15 protein-coding genes and 1 tRNA gene are annotated in these 16978 nt (G+C 71.1%); 3 read left to right on the top strand and 13 right to left on the bottom strand.

The genetic code is table 11. The annotated features are described in order from the left end of the window. Window positions 1–98: 98 nt before the first annotated feature. The 7 genes from P8T65_RS30610 to P8T65_RS30580 all read right to left on the bottom strand — a co-directional run bounded on the left by P8T65_RS30610 (window position 99) and on the right by P8T65_RS30580 (window position 4632). Window positions 99–171, bottom strand: a tRNA-Ala gene (locus P8T65_RS30610). Window positions 172–303: 132 nt separating this feature from the next. Beyond that, entirely contained in the window at window positions 304–972 is a 669-nt protein-coding gene (locus P8T65_RS30605) for a histidine phosphatase family protein (protein WP_316728389.1), read from the bottom strand. Further along, the gene (gene rsfS / locus P8T65_RS30600; RefSeq protein ID WP_184894153.1) at window positions 969–1415 is read right to left on the bottom strand and encodes a ribosome silencing factor; all 447 of its coding nucleotides are present in this window, start codon (window positions 1413–1415) and stop codon (window positions 969–971) included. The genes P8T65_RS30605 and rsfS overlap by 4 nt, the downstream gene beginning before the upstream one ends. A gap of 150 nt (window positions 1416–1565) precedes the next feature. Then, complete coding sequence (locus P8T65_RS30595; protein WP_316728388.1) at window positions 1566–3332, bottom strand: LCP family protein; 1767 nt, start codon at window positions 3330–3332, stop codon at window positions 1566–1568. 16 nt (window positions 3333–3348) lie between these two features. Next, the gene (gene nadD, locus P8T65_RS30590) at window positions 3349–4059 is read right to left on the bottom strand and encodes a nicotinate-nucleotide adenylyltransferase (protein ID WP_230211737.1); all 711 of its coding nucleotides are present in this window, start codon (window positions 4057–4059) and stop codon (window positions 3349–3351) included. A gap of 58 nt (window positions 4060–4117) precedes the next feature. Further along, window positions 4118–4285 carry a hypothetical protein gene (locus tag P8T65_RS30585; RefSeq protein WP_045557516.1) on the bottom strand — a complete coding sequence of 56 codons (168 nt, stop codon included), beginning with the start codon at window positions 4283–4285 and terminating at the stop codon, window positions 4118–4120. Between the two features lie 176 nt (window positions 4286–4461). Next, window positions 4462–4632, bottom strand: coding sequence for a hypothetical protein (locus P8T65_RS30580; RefSeq protein ID WP_184894148.1), 171 nt, complete (start codon window positions 4630–4632; stop codon window positions 4462–4464). 98 nt (window positions 4633–4730) lie between these two features. On the opposite strand from P8T65_RS30580, the gene P8T65_RS30575 reads away from it, so the two are divergent. Further along, window positions 4731–5810 carry a M48 family metallopeptidase gene (locus P8T65_RS30575; RefSeq protein WP_184894146.1) on the top strand — a complete coding sequence of 360 codons (1080 nt, stop codon included), beginning with the start codon at window positions 4731–4733 and terminating at the stop codon, window positions 5808–5810. A 124-nt stretch (window positions 5811–5934) separates the two neighbouring features. On the opposite strand, the gene P8T65_RS30570 is transcribed toward P8T65_RS30575, so the two are convergent. The 5 genes from P8T65_RS30570 to proB form a co-directional block, all read right to left on the bottom strand. Continuing rightward, window positions 5935–6999 (bottom strand): hypothetical protein, encoded by a 1065-nt coding sequence (locus tag P8T65_RS30570; RefSeq protein WP_316728387.1) that lies wholly within the window; start codon window positions 6997–6999, stop codon window positions 5935–5937. A gap of 121 nt (window positions 7000–7120) precedes the next feature. Then, window positions 7121–7723 carry a hypothetical protein gene (locus P8T65_RS30565; RefSeq protein ID WP_316728386.1) on the bottom strand — a complete coding sequence of 201 codons (603 nt, stop codon included), beginning with the start codon at window positions 7721–7723 and terminating at the stop codon, window positions 7121–7123. Between the two features lie 122 nt (window positions 7724–7845). Further along, window positions 7846–9132: a glutamate-5-semialdehyde dehydrogenase gene (locus P8T65_RS30560; RefSeq protein ID WP_316728385.1), complete on the bottom strand. Its 1287-nt coding sequence runs from the start codon at window positions 9130–9132 to the stop codon at window positions 7846–7848. 102 nt (window positions 9133–9234) lie between these two features. After that, window positions 9235–9702: a hypothetical protein gene (locus P8T65_RS30555; RefSeq protein WP_316731793.1), complete on the bottom strand. Its 468-nt coding sequence runs from the start codon at window positions 9700–9702 to the stop codon at window positions 9235–9237. Window positions 9703–9878: 176 nt separating this feature from the next. After that, window positions 9879–10985: a glutamate 5-kinase gene (proB, locus tag P8T65_RS30550; protein ID WP_316731792.1), complete on the bottom strand. Its 1107-nt coding sequence runs from the start codon at window positions 10983–10985 to the stop codon at window positions 9879–9881. Window positions 10986–11328: 343 nt separating this feature from the next. On the opposite strand from proB, the gene P8T65_RS30545 reads away from it, so the two are divergent. Continuing rightward, window positions 11329–13398 carry a hypothetical protein gene (locus tag P8T65_RS30545; protein WP_316728384.1) on the top strand — a complete coding sequence of 690 codons (2070 nt, stop codon included), beginning with the start codon at window positions 11329–11331 and terminating at the stop codon, window positions 13396–13398. A 600-nt stretch (window positions 13399–13998) separates the two neighbouring features. Next, on the top strand, window positions 13999–15261 hold the full coding sequence (locus tag P8T65_RS30540) for an IS701 family transposase (RefSeq protein ID WP_198655123.1): 1263 nt from the start codon (window positions 13999–14001) through the stop codon (window positions 15259–15261). Between the two features lie 254 nt (window positions 15262–15515). On the opposite strand, the gene obgE is transcribed toward P8T65_RS30540, so the two are convergent. After that, complete coding sequence (obgE, locus tag P8T65_RS30535) at window positions 15516–16952, bottom strand: GTPase ObgE (RefSeq protein WP_316728383.1); 1437 nt, start codon at window positions 16950–16952, stop codon at window positions 15516–15518. Between the last annotated feature and the right edge of the window lie 26 nt (window positions 16953–16978).

Genomic DNA, 16978 nt, shown 5'->3' with positions numbered 1-16978 from the left:
GTATACGCCTCCAGGGCCGCACCTGCTCAAGAAGGGACGCAGGTCACACACGAAAAATCCCGCTCCCTCGCGGGAACGGGATCTTCTGTGCCGATCTGTGGAGCTAAGGAGAATTGAACTCCTGACCTCCTGCATGCCATGCAGGCGCTCTACCAACTGAGCTATAGCCCCTCGCACCACACCGACGGTGGTCGCTCGGTGTTTCGCCCCGCTCGGCGGGGCGAACAAGAAGAACTTTAGCCTGCGACCAGCCGGAAAGTGAAATCCGGGTCCCGAGCGGTGTGACCAGGCCTCTTACGGGGCTCAGTCGTCGTCGCCGAGCACCGGCTCGGGGAGCGTGCCGGCGTTGTGCTCCAGCAGTCGCCAGCCGCGGGCGCCCTCGCCGAGGACGGACCAGCAGCAGTTCGAGAGGCCGCCGAGGCTCTCCCAGTGGCGGGGCTCCAGACCGAGCAGGCGTCCGATGGTGGTGCGGATGGTGCCGCCGTGGCTGACCACCACCAGGGTGCCGTTCTCCGGGAGCTTGTCGGCGTGCCGGAGCACCACGGGGGCCGCGCGGTCGGCGACCTCGGTCTCCAGCTCGCCGCCGCCCCTGCGGACCGGCTCGCCCCGCTTCCACGCGGCGTACTCCTCGCCGTGCCGGGCGATGATCTCGTCGTGCGTGAGGCCCTGCCAGACACCGGCGTAGGTCTCGCGCAGGCCCTCGTCGTGGCTGACCTCCAGCCCGGTGAGCGCGGCCAGCTCGGCGGCCGTGTTCGCGGCGCGCATGAGATCGGAGGCGACGATCGCGTCGGGCTTGAGGGAGGCCAGCAGCCGGGCGGCGCGACGGGCCTGGCCGAGGCCGGTCTCGGTCAGCTCGACGTCCGTGGTGCCCTGGAAGCGGCGCTCCACGTTCCACGAGGTCTGGCCGTGCCGCCACAGGATGATGCGGCGGCCCCGGCCCTTGCGCTCCGCGGAGTCGATGCCGGCCGTCACCGCAGCTCCCCGCCCAGCTCGGCCTCCTCCTCGGCGGCCCGCAGCTTGGCGTGCTCCTCGCCCTTGCCGCGGGTGGCCTTGGCGTCGGCGGGCAGCTCCAGCTCGGGGCAGTCCTTCCAGAGCCGCTCCAGGGCGTAGAAGACCCGCTCCTCGCTGTGCTGGACGTGCACGACGATGTCGACGTAGTCGAGCAGCACCCAGCGGGCCTCGCGGTCGCCCTCACGGCGGACCGGCTTGGCGCCGAGCTCCTTGTTCAGCCGCTCCTCGATCTCGTCGACGATGGACTTGACCTGGCGGTCGTTGGGCGCGGAGGCGAGCAGGAAAGCGTCCGTGATGGACAGCACGTCGCTGACGTCGTACGCGATGACATCGTGCGCGAGCTTGTCGGCGGCCGCCTGCGCGGCGGTGTGGAGGAGCTCCAGGGAACGGTCGGTGGCGGTCACTGCACGGCTTTCGGTCGTCGGTCAGGAACCCTCGCGGGCTACTGCAAGGATCTCACGCCCCACCGACACCGCCCCACGGGTTAACGGATCAGGCCCCGGAGCAGCGTCGATACGGCGGCTCCGGGGCCTGCTGACGGCCGGGCGGTCCGGTCAGCCGGTGGTGCCGGTCGTGCCGGTGGCCCCGGTCGCGCCTGTCGTGCCTGTCGTCTCGTAGTCCTGGCCGAGGAGGACGGAGACGTCGGCGTTGGACGTGGTCTCGCCCTTCTTGACGGCGCCGGTCGGCAAACCGAGGGTCTTGGCGACCTCGATGGCGTCCTGCTTGCGGGCCGCGTCGGAGTAGGTGACCCGGGAGGTCGCCCGGGCGGTGGCGGTGGCGCCGGCGTCGAGGAACGTGAAGCCGCCGTTGAGGACGACCACGCGGGCCTGCTCGGTGGCGTCCTTCTCGCCGGTGGCGTTGCGGATGCCGACCCGGACGGCGTCCCCGGCGTCGGGGCTCTTCGCGGCGCCGCCGAGCAGGTTCTTGACCACGCTGTCGGAGTCCTCGGCGCTGAGCGTGCCGTCCTGCTGGACGGGCAGCAGCTCGGTCTCGTAGTCGCCGCCCTTGGCGTGATCGGCGAGCTTGGCCAGGAAGGTGCCGAGGTCCTTGTCGCTGAGCGAGGGGTCGAGGATCTGGGCCAGCGTCTGCACGGTGACGGTGGCGGCCTGGGCGTCGGAGGACAGCTTGCGCAGCACGTCCTGCATCACCTGGCCGAACCGCTTCAGCTGCGCGTCCTGCGACTCGCCGGAGGCGCGGTAGGTGGCGTAGGCGACGGCCATCTTGCCGCTGAGGGTCTGTGCCTTGCCCTTGGTGACGAGGGGGGCGGTGCCCTTCTTCTTCGCCTCGGGGTCGGGCACGTCCGTGTTCGTGTCGACGTCGATGTTGCCGACAAGGCCGACGAGGTTGTTCAGATAGGGGGTGTCGAGCCGCCAGGTGCCCTCGATGTCGGTGCCGAGGACGGTGTCGAGGGCGTCGCGGGTGCCGGAGGAGCCGTCGTCGTCGACGGACTTGGCGAGGGTGGTCGTGGTGCCGTCGTCGCCGGTGAGCGCGAGAGCGTTGGGGATCAGGACGGTGGCGCCCCGCTCGGTGGTGGTGTTGTTCACGAGCAGCGCCGTGGAGGTCCCGCCGCCCTTGGTGTCGTGCAGGTGGACGACGATCACGTCGCGTTCCTGGGCGGCCGCCGAGGTGGTGGTGCCGGTCCGCTCGTCCGAGGACGCCCCGGGCAGCATGCCCGCCCACCACAGGTAGCCGACGCCGCCGACCGCGACCAGGGCGAGCACCACCACCAGGGCGACCATCCGGCTCTTGGCCCGCCGCTTGGCCTCCTCGCGGCGTTCGGTGCGGTTCTCGGTGAAGTTCAGCCAGTCGATGACGTCCTCGGAGTCACCGTCGGGTTCCTCGACGAAGGCGAACTGCTCGGTGCGGTACTCCCGTTCCCCGGAGCCGCTCTCCGGGGGGCCGTCGTCGGCGAGGTGCCCGCTCTCCCCGGCGGTCGTCGGCGGTGCCGACTGCTGGGGGATGTAGGCGGTCTGCTCCGGGACGGGGGTCTGCAGGCCGGTGGCGGCCGTCTGCCCGTAGGGGTCGTACGGGTCGTAGCCGGGCCCCGTCGCCTGGTGGCCCGGGTCGTAGCCCGCGCCGCCCGTGCCGTACCCCTGCGGGTACTGCTGCTGGGTCTGGCCGGTCGCGTACGGGTCGTAGCCGTAGCCCTGGCCGTACCCCTGTCCCTGGGGCTGCTGTGTCCCGTAGGGGTCGTACGCCTGTTGCTGAGGCACCTGCTGGGCGGGCGCCAGTCGGTACACCGGCTGCCCGTACTCGTCGTAGCCGACGAGTTCGTAACTCTGGTCGCCGCCCCCGTAGCCGGCGTCGTATCGGTCGTTCACCGGTGCCCCTCTCGGCTCACTCGCCGCGGTACAGCTGCCGCTTGTCGATGTAGCGCACGACGCCGTCCGGCACCAGGTACCAGACGGGATCGCCCTTGGCGACTCTCGCACGACAGTCCGTGGAGGAGATGGCGAGCGCCGGGACCTCGACCAGGGAGACCCCGCCCGCGGGCAGGCCCGGGTCGGCCAGGGTGTGCCCCGGACGGGTGACCCCGATGAAGTGCGCGAGGGAGAACAGCTCCTCCGCGTCGCGCCAGGTGAGGATCTGGCCGAGCGCGTCGGCGCCGGTGATGAAGAACAGGTCCGACTCGGGGTTGAGTTCGTGCAGTTCGCGCAGGGTGTCGATCGTGTAGGTGAGGCCCTTGCGATCGATGTCGATGCGGCTCACCGAGAAGTGGGGGTTCTCGGCCGTGGCGATGACCGTCATCAGATAGCGGTCCTCGGCCGCCGAGACCGAGCGGTGGGACTTCTGCCAGGGCTGGCCGGTCGGCACGAAGACGACCTCGTCGAGACCGAACTGGGCGGCGACCTCCTGGGCCGCCACGAGGTGCCCGTGGTGGATCGGGTCGAACGTGCCGCCCATCACGCCGAGGCGGCGCCTACCGGGCTCCGACGGGCGGTTTCCCGGTGCGCCGGAGGCGCTGTCGGCCCGGCCGTCCGTGGTGTCGTTCGCCTGGTCCGCCGCCTTGTCGGGCTCCGGACCGGTAGGCATTTCCTGCTCTCCCATGCGTGGAGAGCCTACCGGCCCGGCAGGCGCACACCGTTCGAACGTCCTTTTGCGCGGATTAGCGATCGCGGTTGAAGCGGGTGGTGATCCACAGCAGCAGCATCAGGGCGACGAAGGCTCCGCCGCCGGTCAGGTAGGGGCTCAGGCTCTCGTGGTTGCCGCCGTGCTCCCCGCCGCCCTCGGCGGCGAGAGTGACCAAGTCGGCAGCGGTGCTGTGGAAGCTCATCGTCGGCGTGACCTATCCGGGTGTGGGATCGGGATGAAGACCCGCCCATCGTAAGCGGGGGGTCCGTCGGCGATCACGCCGACTCCGCCCAGGAGTGAACGGGGGCGCCGCCCGGCGCGTACTTCACCGACGAGCAACCGTTCACGCGCGCCGTACGTCCTTCCCGTCGGCGGGCGTCAGTCGTCCCGCTTGTAGCCGCGCAGCAGGAACCACGCCATCAGGACGGAGCCCAGGACCATCACGATCAGCACCACACGCAGCAGATTGCCCGCTCCCTGTTCCTTCGCGGCGACGTCCGCGGCCTCGGTGAGCCAGGCGGACGCGGGCGGGTGCGGGAGATGTCCCATGGAGATCGCTCCTTACGGTTGATGCCCTGCCACGGTAACTCCGCCTAGGCTGGACCCCGCTTCGGGGGCAACATGGGCAAACAGAGCATGGGGGAAACATGCCGGACGACAGCCACGAGCAGAACGGGCACGAGAACGTGCCGAGCAGGCAGCGCAGGCGCTTCGAGGGGATCTCCTCCCGGGCGTACGAACACCCCGCGGACCGCTCGGCGCTGGTGGCGCTGCGCAAGCTCAGCGGCTTCGACACGGTGTTCAAGGCGCTCAGCGGTCTGCTGCCGGAGCGCAGCCTCAGGCTGCTGTTCCTGTCCGACTCCGTACGGGTCTCGGACCAGCAGTTCGCCCACCTCAACGACATGCTGCGGGACGCGTGTTACATCCTGGACCTGGAGAAGGTCCCGCCGATGTACGTGAACCAGGACCCGCAGCCGAACGCGATGTGCATCGGTCTGGACGAGCCGATCATCGTCGTGACCACCGGGCTCGTCGAGCTGCTCGACGAGGAGGAGATGCGGGCCGTCGTCGGTCACGAGGTGGGCCACGCGCTCTCCGGCCACTCGGTGTACCGGACGATATTGCTGTTCCTGACGAGCCTCGCCCTGAAGGTCGCGTGGATCCCGCTGGGGAACCTCGCGATCATGGCGATCGTGACCGCGCTGCGCGAGTGGTTCCGCAAGTCGGAGCTGTCCGCCGACCGCGCGGGCCTCCTGGTCGGCCAGGACGTCCAGGCCTCGATGCGCGGCCTGATGAAGATCGCGGGCGGCAACCACCTGCACGAGATGAACGTGGACGCGTTCCTCGCGCAGGCCGAGGAGTACGAGGCCGGGGGCGACCTGCGCGACTCCGTCCTCAAGATCCTCAACGTGCTGCCGCGCTCGCACCCCTTCACCACGGTCCGTGCGGCCGAGCTGAAGAAGTGGGCCGAGTCCCGCGACTTCCAGCGGATCATGGACGGGCACTACCCGCGGCGCAGCGAGGACAAGGACGCCTCGGTGACCGACTCCTTCCGCGAGTCCGCCTCGCACTACACGAACAACGTGAAGAACTCCAAGGACCCGCTGATGAAGCTGGTCACCGACATCGCGGGCGGCGCGGGCGACCTCGGCAGCCGGGTCCGCCGCGGCTTCGGCGGCGGCGGTGCGGCTACCGCGCAGGAGGACCGGCCGCGCGACGACGAGTAGGTGGTCGGGTGCGGGTGGGTGGGGTGCAAGCCGAAAAGCATGGGGCGCAGCCCCTGCTTTTCAGGGGCGCGGGGAACTGCGCGAGAAGCCCCACCCACCCGCACCCGCCAACGCACTCCCGGCCTCACACCTTCGGCTGCGCACTCTCCGCCAGGGTCCCGCACAGCGCGGTGGCGGCGCCCGTGTTGTACGGGTCGGTCCCGGCGGACGGCCCGCCTGCCTTCGCCGTCTGCCCGGCCAGCAGCGGCCGCAGATGGTTGGTGACGTCGTCGGCGCAGGCCAGCGGTCCGGCCTGGACGTAGGAGACGACGACCTCGGCCCGGTGGGTGCGCAGGTCGTCCTGGTCGAAGCGGAAGTGCAGTTCCCGCCGGACGGTGAACAGCGAGGCGTCGGCCTCGCCTCCGGCCGGCCGCAGCGCGTACACGAGGGTGTGGGCGGCGACGACCTCCAGCGTGCCGGAGTCGAATTCGGCGGTCTGGAGAGTGCCCTGGACGCGGATCCGGCGGTCGGCGAGTTCCGCCCGGGAGGGGTCGAAGCGGACCAGCCAGCCCGTGGGGGCGTGCCGCCCGTCCGCCGCCGGCTGATCGAAACTCTGCTCGAACTGGTCGAGCTGCTCTGAGTCGAGCAGCCGCCGCACGGGCTGGACGGTGCCGCCGCCGAGGACCTCCGGGTCGAGCGCGGAGGCGACCAGGTACTCCTTGGCGATGGTCAGCGCGGACACGACCTGACTGTCGGTGAAGTGCGCGGTGCGCCGCGTGGCCGGCATCGTGATGCCCTCGGCGCCGATCCGGAACTGGGCGGCCGGACTGTGCGCGTACAGCGCCTCCGCGTTCTCCGCGCCGGGCACCGCGGACTGCGGGGACAGCGGAATCACGGTCATTCTGAGCGGTTCGGTGGGCTTGGCGGCCGGGGTGCGGGACGGGTGGCGCACACCCATGTAGATCGCGGTGCCGAAGGCGAGGGCGATCAGCAGGACGAGGACCAGCGCCTGCCGGGAGAGGCCGCGGCGCACGGGCGGGCGGCGGCGTACGGCCGGGGCGTGGTCGGAGAGGCGCTCCTGGGCGGAGAACTCCTGCAGGCGGGCAGCGCGGACGAACGATTCGTCGAAGACGACGGATCGGTATTCGTCCTCTCCACCGCCGGGGGCGCCCTCGGGAGTCCCCTCAGGTGGGTTTCCTGGCCCGCCCATACTTGGAGAGTAGGTCTTCCGGAGCCTCGATAAACGCCTTGGTACACGACAAGTTCTGACAGGTCCTCATCAGTTCGCGCAGCGTCGCCCGACGGCCGGGCCTGGGTCGTACGGGGCCCGGTCAGGGCAAGCGGGGGTCGGCGGAGACCGCCGGCGGGGAATAGTCGGCGGAGGCGGAGGGCCCGGTCGGGGGATTCTGTTCGACGCCGCTGGTCGCGGGCGGCGGGGTCTCGCCCCGGCCGGCGGAGGCGCCCCGGTAGACCGCTGTGAAGGCCAGCGCGACCATGCCGATGCCCATCACGAGGGCGAGGATCCAGGCGACGGGCCGGTGCCAGCGGGTCTGCTTGTCGTACGGCCTGCCGTAGGGCCCGTCGGGGCCGTAGCGGCCCTCCAGGATCTCGGTGTCGTCGTAGTCGTCCAGGTCGTCGTCGCGGCCGTGGCCGAACCTGGGGCCGTCCGGGCCGAAGCCGTCGTCGTGACGGTCGTCGTCGCCGCGTACGCCTCTGCGGTGGGCCCGGCGGGCCTCGGCCTCCTGGGCGGCGGCCCGGGCCTCCGCCGCTGCGAGCAGACGTTCGACCGCGGTCGGCTCATGGACCACGGCCGCCCGGACGAAGTCCTCGTCGAAGACCACGGAGGCGAACTCTTCGTCCATACCCCCGCGGTCGCGGTCGTCGTCGGGCTCCCAGCCGTCAGGGAACGGCGTGCCCCCCACGTCCTCCGGCACAGGATCCAGAGTAGACCGGGGTGGTCAATTTGGGCAGACGGTAAGGAAATTCATCCGTTGGGCGGGCCGGGCGCCAGGCTGTTCACAGGAACGGACCGACGCCCCCACGGGCGGGCCCGCATCTAGCGTCGGACGTGTCCGTCACCGGTGACGATGTACTTCGTGCTGGTCAGCTCGGGTAGGCCCATCGGGCCGCGGGCGTGCAGCTTCTGCGTGGAGATGCCGATCTCGGCGCCGAATCCGAACTGACCGCCGTCGGTGAAGCGGGTCGAGGCGTTGACGGCGACCGTCGTGGAGTCGACCAGCTGGGTGAAGCGGCGGGCGGCCTGCTGGGAGGTCGTCACGATGGCCTCGGTGTGGCCGGAGCTCCACAGCCGGATGTGCTCCACGGCCCGGTCGAGCGAGTCGACCACGGCGGCGGCGATGTCGTACGACAGGTACTCGGTCTCCCAGTCCTCCGTGGTGGCCTCGATGACCGTGGCCCGGGAGTCCTTGGCGTAGGCCATGACCCGGTCGTCGGCGTGGACGGTGACCCCGGCGTCGGCGAGCGCGTCGAGGGCGCGGGGCAGGAACTCGGGGGCGATGTCCTGGTGGACGAGGAGGGTCTCGGCGGCGTTGCAGACGCTGACGCGGTGGGCCTTGGAGTTGATCAGGATCTCGACGGCCGTGTCGAGGTCGGCGTTCGCGTCGACGTAGACGTGGCAGTTGCCGGTGCCGGTCTCGATCACCGGGACGGTGGACTCCTCGACGACCGTGCGGATCAGGGAGGCGCCGCCGCGCGGGATGAGCACGTCGACCAGGCCGCGGGCGCGCATCAGCTCGCGCACAGACTCGCGGCTCTCGCCGGGGACGAGCTGGACGGCGTCGGCGGGCAGCCCCGCGCCGCCGACGGCGTCCCGCAGGACGCGTACGAGGGCGGTGTTGGACTCGTAGGCGGAGGAGGAGCCGCGCAGCAGGACCGCGTTGCCGGACTTCAGGCACAGGGCCGCCGCGTCCACGGTCACGTTCGGGCGGGCCTCGTAGATGATGCCGACGACGCCGAGCGGGACGCGGACCTGGCGCAGGTCGATGCCGTTGGGGAGGGTGGAGCCGCGCACGACCTCGCCGACCGGGTCGGGCAGCGCTGCGACGTCGCGGACGTCGGCGGCGATGGCGCGGATCCGCTCCGGGGTGAGCGTCAGCCGGTCGATGATCGCCTCGCTGGTACCGGCCTCCCGGGCCTTGTCGATGTCCTTGGCGTTGGCCTCGACGATTTCACTCGTACGGACTTCCAGGGCGTCGGCGATGGCGAGCAGCGCGTCGTCCTTGTCGGCGCGCGGGAGCGGCGCGAGGTCGGCGGCGGCGGCCTTGGCGCGGTAGGCGGCCCGGGTGACCGGCGTCATGGAGTCGTACGGCGAGAGCGAGGTCATACAGGAAGGGTAGTCCGCCCGGCGGAGGCGCCCCTCGCGTGTTCCACAGCGCGAGACACCCGGGCGAAGGACGCGTTTCCGGCGGGACTGGTGCGCGGGAGGTCAGTACGGGTGGACCCCTACGTGTGTGGCGGGGGCGGGTCCGTAGCCCTCGGCGATGCGCTGGTGGTACGTCTGGCGGTCGATGACCTCCAGGCCGACGATCTCCCAGGGCGGCAGCCCGGCCGTCCGGCGGTGTTCACCCCACAGGCGCAGGGCTACGGCGGCCGCGTCGTGGAGGTCGCGGGCCTCCTCCCAGTAGCGGATCTCGGCGTGGTCGTGGGCGTAGCGGCTGGTCAGCAGGAAGGGGTGGTCGTGGGCGAGCTGTTCGAGTCCGCGCCGCACCTCCTTGAGGGGGGCCTCGGGTCCGGAGAGGCTCAGCGTGACGTGCCACAGCCGGGGCAGGTCCTGCGGCCTCTCGACGCTGTCGCCCTCGTACGTGTCCGAGGCGGCGACGCTGGTCAGCGTCCGCTCCTCGCCGGCCGCACGGGAGGAACCACCACCACGGGACGCCGCGGCCCCGGGGCGCACTCGTCTCACGACGGCCTCCTTCGCAACGATGTCGTGCCTCGTCAATGGGTCGTGCAAGGGGTCCTGCGGAATCTCCCTGAGACAAAGTTGAGCAGGCTCAGGGGGCTTCGCGTGGCGGTTTTACGGAACGCGCACCGCCGGGGCGCGTGCTCCGGGCCCTCCCGGGGGGCCGCTGGTCAGGGACGCAGGAGGACGAGGTCGTCCCTGTGTACGACCTCTCGTTCGTACGCGGGACCCAGCTCGCGCGCCAGTTCCCGGGTCGAGCGGCCGATCAGCTGGGGGATCTCCTTGGCGTCGAAGTTCACCAGTCCGCGCGCGACCGCCCGGCCCGTGCCGTCGCGCAGCTCGACGGGGTCACCGGCGGTGAAGTCGCCCTCGACGGCCGCGATGCCGGCCGGCAGCAGTGACGTACGCCGCTCGACGACCGCGCGGACGGCGCCCTCGTCGAGGACGAGCGCGCCCTGCGGGGTGGAGGCGTGCTGGAGCCACAGCAGCCGGTCGGCGGACCGCTTGCCGGTGGGGTGGAAGTACGTGCCGGTGTCGCCGCCGGAGAGGGCGTCCGCCGCGTGGACGGCGCTGGTCAGGACCACGGGGACGCCCGCGCCGGTGGCGATCCCGGCCGCCTCGACCTTGGTGACCATGCCGCCGGTGCCGACGCCCGCCTTGCCGGCGCTGCCGATCTCCACGTGCGCGAGGTCCTCGGGGCCCCGTACCTCCGCTATCCGCGACGTGCCGCGCTTGCCGGGGTCGCCGTCGTACACGCCGTCCACGTCCGACAGCAGGACCAGCAGGTCCGCCCGGACGAGGTGGGCGACGAGGGCGGCGAGGCGGTCGTTGTCGCCGAAGCGGATCTCGTCCGTGGCGACGGTGTCGTTCTCGTTGACGACGGGCAGCGCACCCATCGCGAGGAGCTTGTCGAGGGTGCGGGAGGCGTTGCGGTGGTGGGCCCGGCGGCTCATGTCGTCGGAGGTCAGGAGCACCTGGCCGACCCGGATGCCGTACCGGGCGCAGGAGGCCGTGTAGCGGGCCACCAGCAGGCCCTGGCCGACGCTGGCGGCGGCCTGCTGCCGGGCGAGGTCCTTGGGTCGGCGGCGCAGGCCCAGGGGCGCGAGCCCGGCGGCGATGGCACCGGACGAGACGAGCACGATCTCCCGCTCGCCGCCGCTGCGGGCCCTGGCGAGGACGTCCACCAGGGCGTCCACCCGGTCCGCGTCGAGGCCCCCGGAGGCCGTCGTCAGCGACGAGGAGCCCACCTTGACCACGATCCGGTGCGCGTCCCGCACGCCCTGCCTTGCCGCTGACACCTGTATCCCCAATGTTCCGAACCAGCCCGGTGTGTGCACTGCGCAATCTACGGGAGCGGGCGGTCCGGACGCGTTCTCATTTCGAGGGGCGGACGGGCGGGCCCCGGGCGGAAGGGCCGGTCGGGCTCGGAGCCCTTTATGAGGAGATGGTGTGACGTCGCTCAAGGTTCCAAGCGTTTTGTCCGACTAGCGGCTATTGCCCTCGCGGGAGATTGCTCGCCGGCCTCCCTAGGTCATACGGTCAGGGATCGGCCTCCTCAGGCCACCCCCAAGACTCACCTTCCCCCCTTCGTCCGTCGCACCCTCCGCAGGAGCCCAGCCCGTGCCCTCCGCAGGCCTCGCACCCCGCCGCATCGCGCAGCTGTCAGCGCTGATCGCGATGTTCGCGCTCTTCACGGCCCAGATCGCCTCCGCACTGCTGCCGAACATCCCGGTGTTCGTCGCCGCCGGCGCGGCGGGCCTCCTCCTGGACACGTTCCTCCAGTACCGGGATCCCGGACTGCTCGCGCTGCTGAGCAAGGTCCGCTTCGACGCGCTGGTGCGCCAGCTGCTGCGCGACATGCTGATCCTGGTGGGGCTGCTGCGCATCGACGGCGTCGATGCGCAGCGCGAGCAGGCGCCCCTCCTGGTCGCCCTGATCGCCTTCTACGCGCTGCACTTCGCCTGCCAGGCCGTCTCGGTGCTGGTCCGCCGAACCCGGACCCTGCCGATCGTCACCCGCAACGTCGACGCATCCGAGCTGCGTCTGACGGCCGCCCCGCCGCGCATCCTGGCCCGCCGCCAGGCCCACCGGCTGCTGACCTTCTCGCTGCCCGTCACGGCCGGCCTGATGCTCACCGCGGCCACGCAGGACGCCCGCTGGGGCTTCGCCGGCGCCGGCACCGGGCTCGCCCTGCTCGTCCTGGGCACCGTCCACCTCGCGACCTGGCTGCTGCCGAAGAAGCGCGCGAAGAGCGAGCAGCAGGTCATGGACTGGCTGGACCGGTGGCTCGCCGACTACCGGCCGACCACCGCGATGTACTTCTCCGGCGGTACGACGTCGGCCTACCAGGCGAACATGTGGCTCTCCACGCTCTCCCAGCTGGAGAAGCCGCTGATCGTGCTGCGTGAACGCTTCATGGTGCAGAAGATCGACGCCACGGACGTCCCGGTCATCTGCTTCCCGAAGGTCTCGACGATGTTCTCCCTGGAGAACTCGACGCTGAAGATGATGCTGCACCCGGCCAACGCCGCGAAGACCTCCCAGGTGCTGCGCATCCCCACGATCAAGCACGCCTTCATCAACCACGGCGAGAGCGACAAGCTCTCCTCCTGCAACCCGTACGCCAAGGCGTACGACGAGGTGTGGGTCGCCGGTCCCGCGGCGCGCGAGCGGTACGCGCTCGCCGAGGTCGGCGTGGAGGACAAGGACATCGTCGAGGTCGGCCGCCCGCAGCTGGCGCCGATCCGCCCGTACGCGGGCCCGCCGACCGGCACGTACACCACCGTCCTCTACGCCCCCACCTGGGAGGGCTGGGACGGCAACCCCGGCAACACGTCCGTGGTCCTGGCCGGCGAGAACATCGTCCGGCAGCTCCTCGCCGACGACAAGGTCCGGCTGCTGTACAAGCCGCACCCGATGACCGGCTCGGTCGACCCGCGCGCGGGTGCCGCGAACGAGCGGATCATGGCGATGATCCGGGAGGCCAACACCAAGCGGTCCGGGGCTCGCCCCGGCGCCGAGGCCGCCACCGAACTCGCTCGCCGTACGGCCGAGTTGGACAAGCTGACCTCGACGTCGTTCCGGTCCAGCGCGGACGAGATGGAGCGGATGCTGCTGCAGGGCACGCCGAGCGGGGACCGTGAGGCGGCCATCGCCGAGGCGACGCTGGCCTGGGAGAAGGCGTACTGGGCGTCCTTCCCGGAGTGGGAGCACCGGATCATCACCGAGGCGCGGCCCGCGATCTTCGCCTGCTTCAACGCGTCGGACCTGCTGATCAGCGATGTCTCGTCGGTGGTCTCCGACTGGCTGTCGAGCGAGAAGCCGTACTCGGTCGCCAACACGTCCGGGCTGCCGGAGGTGGCGTTCCGGGCGGCGTTCCCGACGGTCTCGGCGGGTGTCGTGCTGACGCCCAAGGCGGGCGGGGTGCCGGCGCTGCTGGAGTCGGTGCGCAACCCCGAGAAGGACCGTTTCGCGCAGGCCCGCGCCGAGCTCAAGGAGCAGTTGCTCGGCCCTTCGGACCCGCCCTCGCTGGTCCGCTTCGATCTCGCGGTGAAGGCCCTCTGCGCCAAGGCCGACGACCGTCGCGCCCGCATGGACTCCCGTCTCGCCGACGAGGTTCCGGCGCCCCGGAAGGCGCGGGAGTCGAGCGACGAACTGTCGGAGGGCGAACCGACGGAGGCCCTGGCCTGACGGCCAGCAGCGACGAAGGGCCCCTGTCCGGTTCATCACCGGACAGGGGCCCTTCGTCATGTGCACGTCGGCCAGGGCCGCCCAATGGCTCGGGCGCTGAGCTTGTGCGGCGACTGCGGCAGGTACGTAGTCGCCCGCGCAGTTCCCCGCACCCCTGGCGCAGGGGCCCACCCCGCCGCACTCAGCTGCGGGCAGTCGTGCCGCTGGGGCGGCACAGGTGGGCGCAGGCGGCACCCTGCAAGCGCCGGTGAGCGAAACCTCGCCCTCGCCTAGCATCAGCTGAGGGCGCCGAGGGCACCCCTGGCTCCGCAGAACCCCAGGCCCTGTCGTCACATTCCCGTCGTCGCCCGAAGGGCGGCCCCGCGGCGTCGTGGGGGTACCTCCCGGTCGAGCGCAGCCGAGACCGGGGGAGCGTGCTCTCGGCGTGCCGGGCACTGACCCGCGTACCGGACGTACTCGGGTCGGTGCCCGGCGCGTCGAGAGCGCGTGCATGGCGCCGCGGGGCAGGCGGGAATGTGACGACAGGGCCTAGTAGTGCTTGGTCAGGTTCACTCGCCGGTGGCGTGTCCGTTTGATCGCTTGTTCCGTTGACCTGTTGTGATGGGTGGGGAGCTTGCCGCGGTCCGATGTGATCTGGAGGACTTCGCGGCAGAGATGTTCGAGCCGTTCGCGCGGGCGGATCAACGCCGGTGGGGAACGGTCTATCTGCGGGGCCTGCTGCTGGACGGGCGGCGCAAGTCGGTGGAACCGATGGCCGCCCGCCTGGGCGAGGACGGCAACCGGCAGGCCCTGGCGAACTTCATCACCACCAGCCCGTGGGACGCGGCGCATGTCCGCGCCCGCCTGGCCTGGCGGATGCAGCAGGTGGTCAAGCCGACCGCGCTGATCGTGGATGACACAGGCTTCCTCAAGGACGGGGACGCCTCGGCGTGTGTGGCCCGGCAGTACACCGGCACCGCGGGCAAGGTCACCAACTGTCAGGCCGGGGTGTCCCTGCACCTGGCCTCCGACGACGCGTCGGCTGCTGTCGACTGGCGTCTGTTCCTGCCCGAGAGCTGGGATCCCGCCTCGTCCAAGGCCGATCCGGGCAAGGTGGCCCGCCGCACCACGTGCGGCATCCCCACCGACGTCGGACACGTCGAGAAGTGGCAGCTGGCCCTGGACATGATCGACGAGACCAGGTCGTGGGGCATCGACGTCCCGATCGTCGTCGCCGACGGCGGTTACGGCGATACCGCAGCCTTCCGGCTGGGCCTGGAAGAACGCGGGCTCGGCTACGCGGTCGGCATCTCCACCACGACCACCGCCCACCCGGAAACGGCACGGCCGCATACCCCGCCCTACGGCGGTCGCGGCCCTCGGCCCCAGCCGGTTTATCCCGAGGCGGCCAGGACGGTGAAGAAGCTGGTCATCGAGGCCGGCAAGCAGACAGCCCGGCCGGTGCAGTGGCGGGAAGGCTCCCGCCCGGGCAGCGGCCGCAGCGGCGTCAAGCGCATGTACTCCCGCTTCGTGGCCCTGCGCGTGCGGCCCGCCGGACGCGAGATCCGCAAAGCCTGCGACGGCCCGGAACTGCCCGTCTGCTGGCTGCTGGCCGAATGGCCCGCCGACCAGCCCGAACCCGTCCAGTTCTGGCTGTCCAACCTTCCCGCCGACACGGCGCTGGCCACCCTCGTGCGCACCGCGAAACTACGCTGGCGCATCGAGCACGACTACCGCGAGATGAAGCAGACCCTGGGCCTGGCCCACTTCGAAGGCCGCACCTGGCGAGGCTGGCACCACCACGTCACCCTCGTCTCCGTCGCACACGCCTTTTGCACCCTTCAGCGCATCACCCGGTCCCCAAAAGAGACGGCGCCGGCCTGAGCCTCTACCAGGTCGCCCGCGAACTGCAGCTACTCCTCGCGGTCTGGACCGGCGCCTGCCCCACCTGTCACCGCAACATGCCAGAACCGATACCGACCTGACCAAGCACTACTAGAAGCGTCCTGAAGATCTCGAAAATGCGCCCGGCTTGCCCTACTTGATGGCGATTGACATTTACCGGCAATCCAGGGTGAGTCGGGCGGCCAGAGCAAGATCTTCAGCGGTCTCCTAGGGCGCCCGACGCCCCCGCAACCCTAGAACGGCTCGAAGTCGTCGTACTCCTTCTGGAGCTCGTCCCGCTCCGCCTGCCGGTCACGGCGGCGCTGGACCGCCGGCCGGGGCGCCTCGAAGCGGTGGTCCTCACCACGCCGCCCCAGCATCTCCGCACCGGCCATGACGGTCGGCTCCCAGTCGAAGACGACCGCGTTGTCCTCGGGCCCGATGGCGACGCCGTCGCCGGAGCGGGCGCCCGCCTTCATCAGCTCCTCCTCGACACCGAGGCGGTTGAGCCGGTCGGCGAGATAGCCGACCGCCTCGTCGTTGTTGAAGTCGGTCTGCCGCACCCAGCGCTCCGGCTTCTCGCCCCGCACGCGGTAGAGACCGTCCTCCTCGCGCACGACCGTGAAGCCCGCGTCGTCGACGGCCTTGGGCCGGATGACGATCCGCGTCGCCTCCTCCTTGGGCCTCGCGGCACGCGCCCGGCCGACGAGGTCGGCGAGCGCGAAGGACAGCTCCCGCAGCCCGGTGTGGGCGACGGCGGACACCTCGAAGACCCGGTAACCGCGGGCCTCCAGGTCCGGCCGCACCATCTCGGCGAGATCCTTGCCGTCGGGCACGTCGATCTTGTTGAGGACGACGATCCGGGGCCGGTCGCCGAGCCCGCCGTACTGCGTCAGCTCCTCCTCGATGATGTCGAGGTCGGAGACGGGGTCGCGGTCCGACTCCAGCGTCGCGGTGTCGAGGACGTGCACGAGGACGCTGCACCGCTCGACGTGGCGGAGGAATTCGAGCCCGAGCCCCTTGCCCTGACTGGCACCGGGGATCAGGCCCGGCACGTCGGCGATCGTGTAGACCGTCTCGCCGGCGGTGACCACGCCCAGGTTCGGGACGAGGGTTGTGAAAGGGTAGTCGGCGATCTTCGGCTTGGCGGCGGACAGGACCGAGATCAGCGAGGACTTCCCGGCGCTGGGATAGCCGACCAGCGCCACGTCGGCGACGGTCTTGAGCTCCAGGACGATGTCGCCCATGTCGCCGGGCACGCCGAGCAGCGCGAAGCCGGGCGCCTTGCGGCGGGCGGAGGCGAGGGCCGCGTTGCCGAGGCCGCCCCGGCCGCCCTGCGCGGCGACGAAGGAGGTGCCGTGGCCGACGAGGTCGGCGAGGACGTTCCCCTGCCGGTCGAGCACGACCGTGCCGTCCGGGACCGGCAGGACCAGGTCCTGTCCGTCCTTGCCGGAGCGGTTGCCGCCCTCGCCGGGCTTGCCGTTGGTGGCCTTGCGGTGCGGGGAGTGGTGGTACTCCAGGAGGGTCGTCACCGACTGGTCGACGGTCAGGATGACGTCGCCGCCCCGGCCGCCGTTGCCGCCGTCGGGGCCGCCGAGCGGCTTGAACTTCTCCCGGTGGACGGAGGCACAGCCGTGGCCTCCGTTACCCGCGGCGACATGCAGTTCGACGCGGTCCACGAAGGTGGTCATGGTGGGGTGCCTCCTGGGGGTTCCCC

Origin of the sequence: Streptomyces sp. 11x1 (genome assembly GCF_032598905.1) — a bacterium.
In the GTDB taxonomy this organism is placed as follows: Bacteria; Actinomycetota; Actinomycetes; order Streptomycetales; family Streptomycetaceae; genus Streptomyces.
Note: the sequence above shows the minus strand (reverse complement) of the source record. Positions and strands in the feature narration are given on the sequence as shown.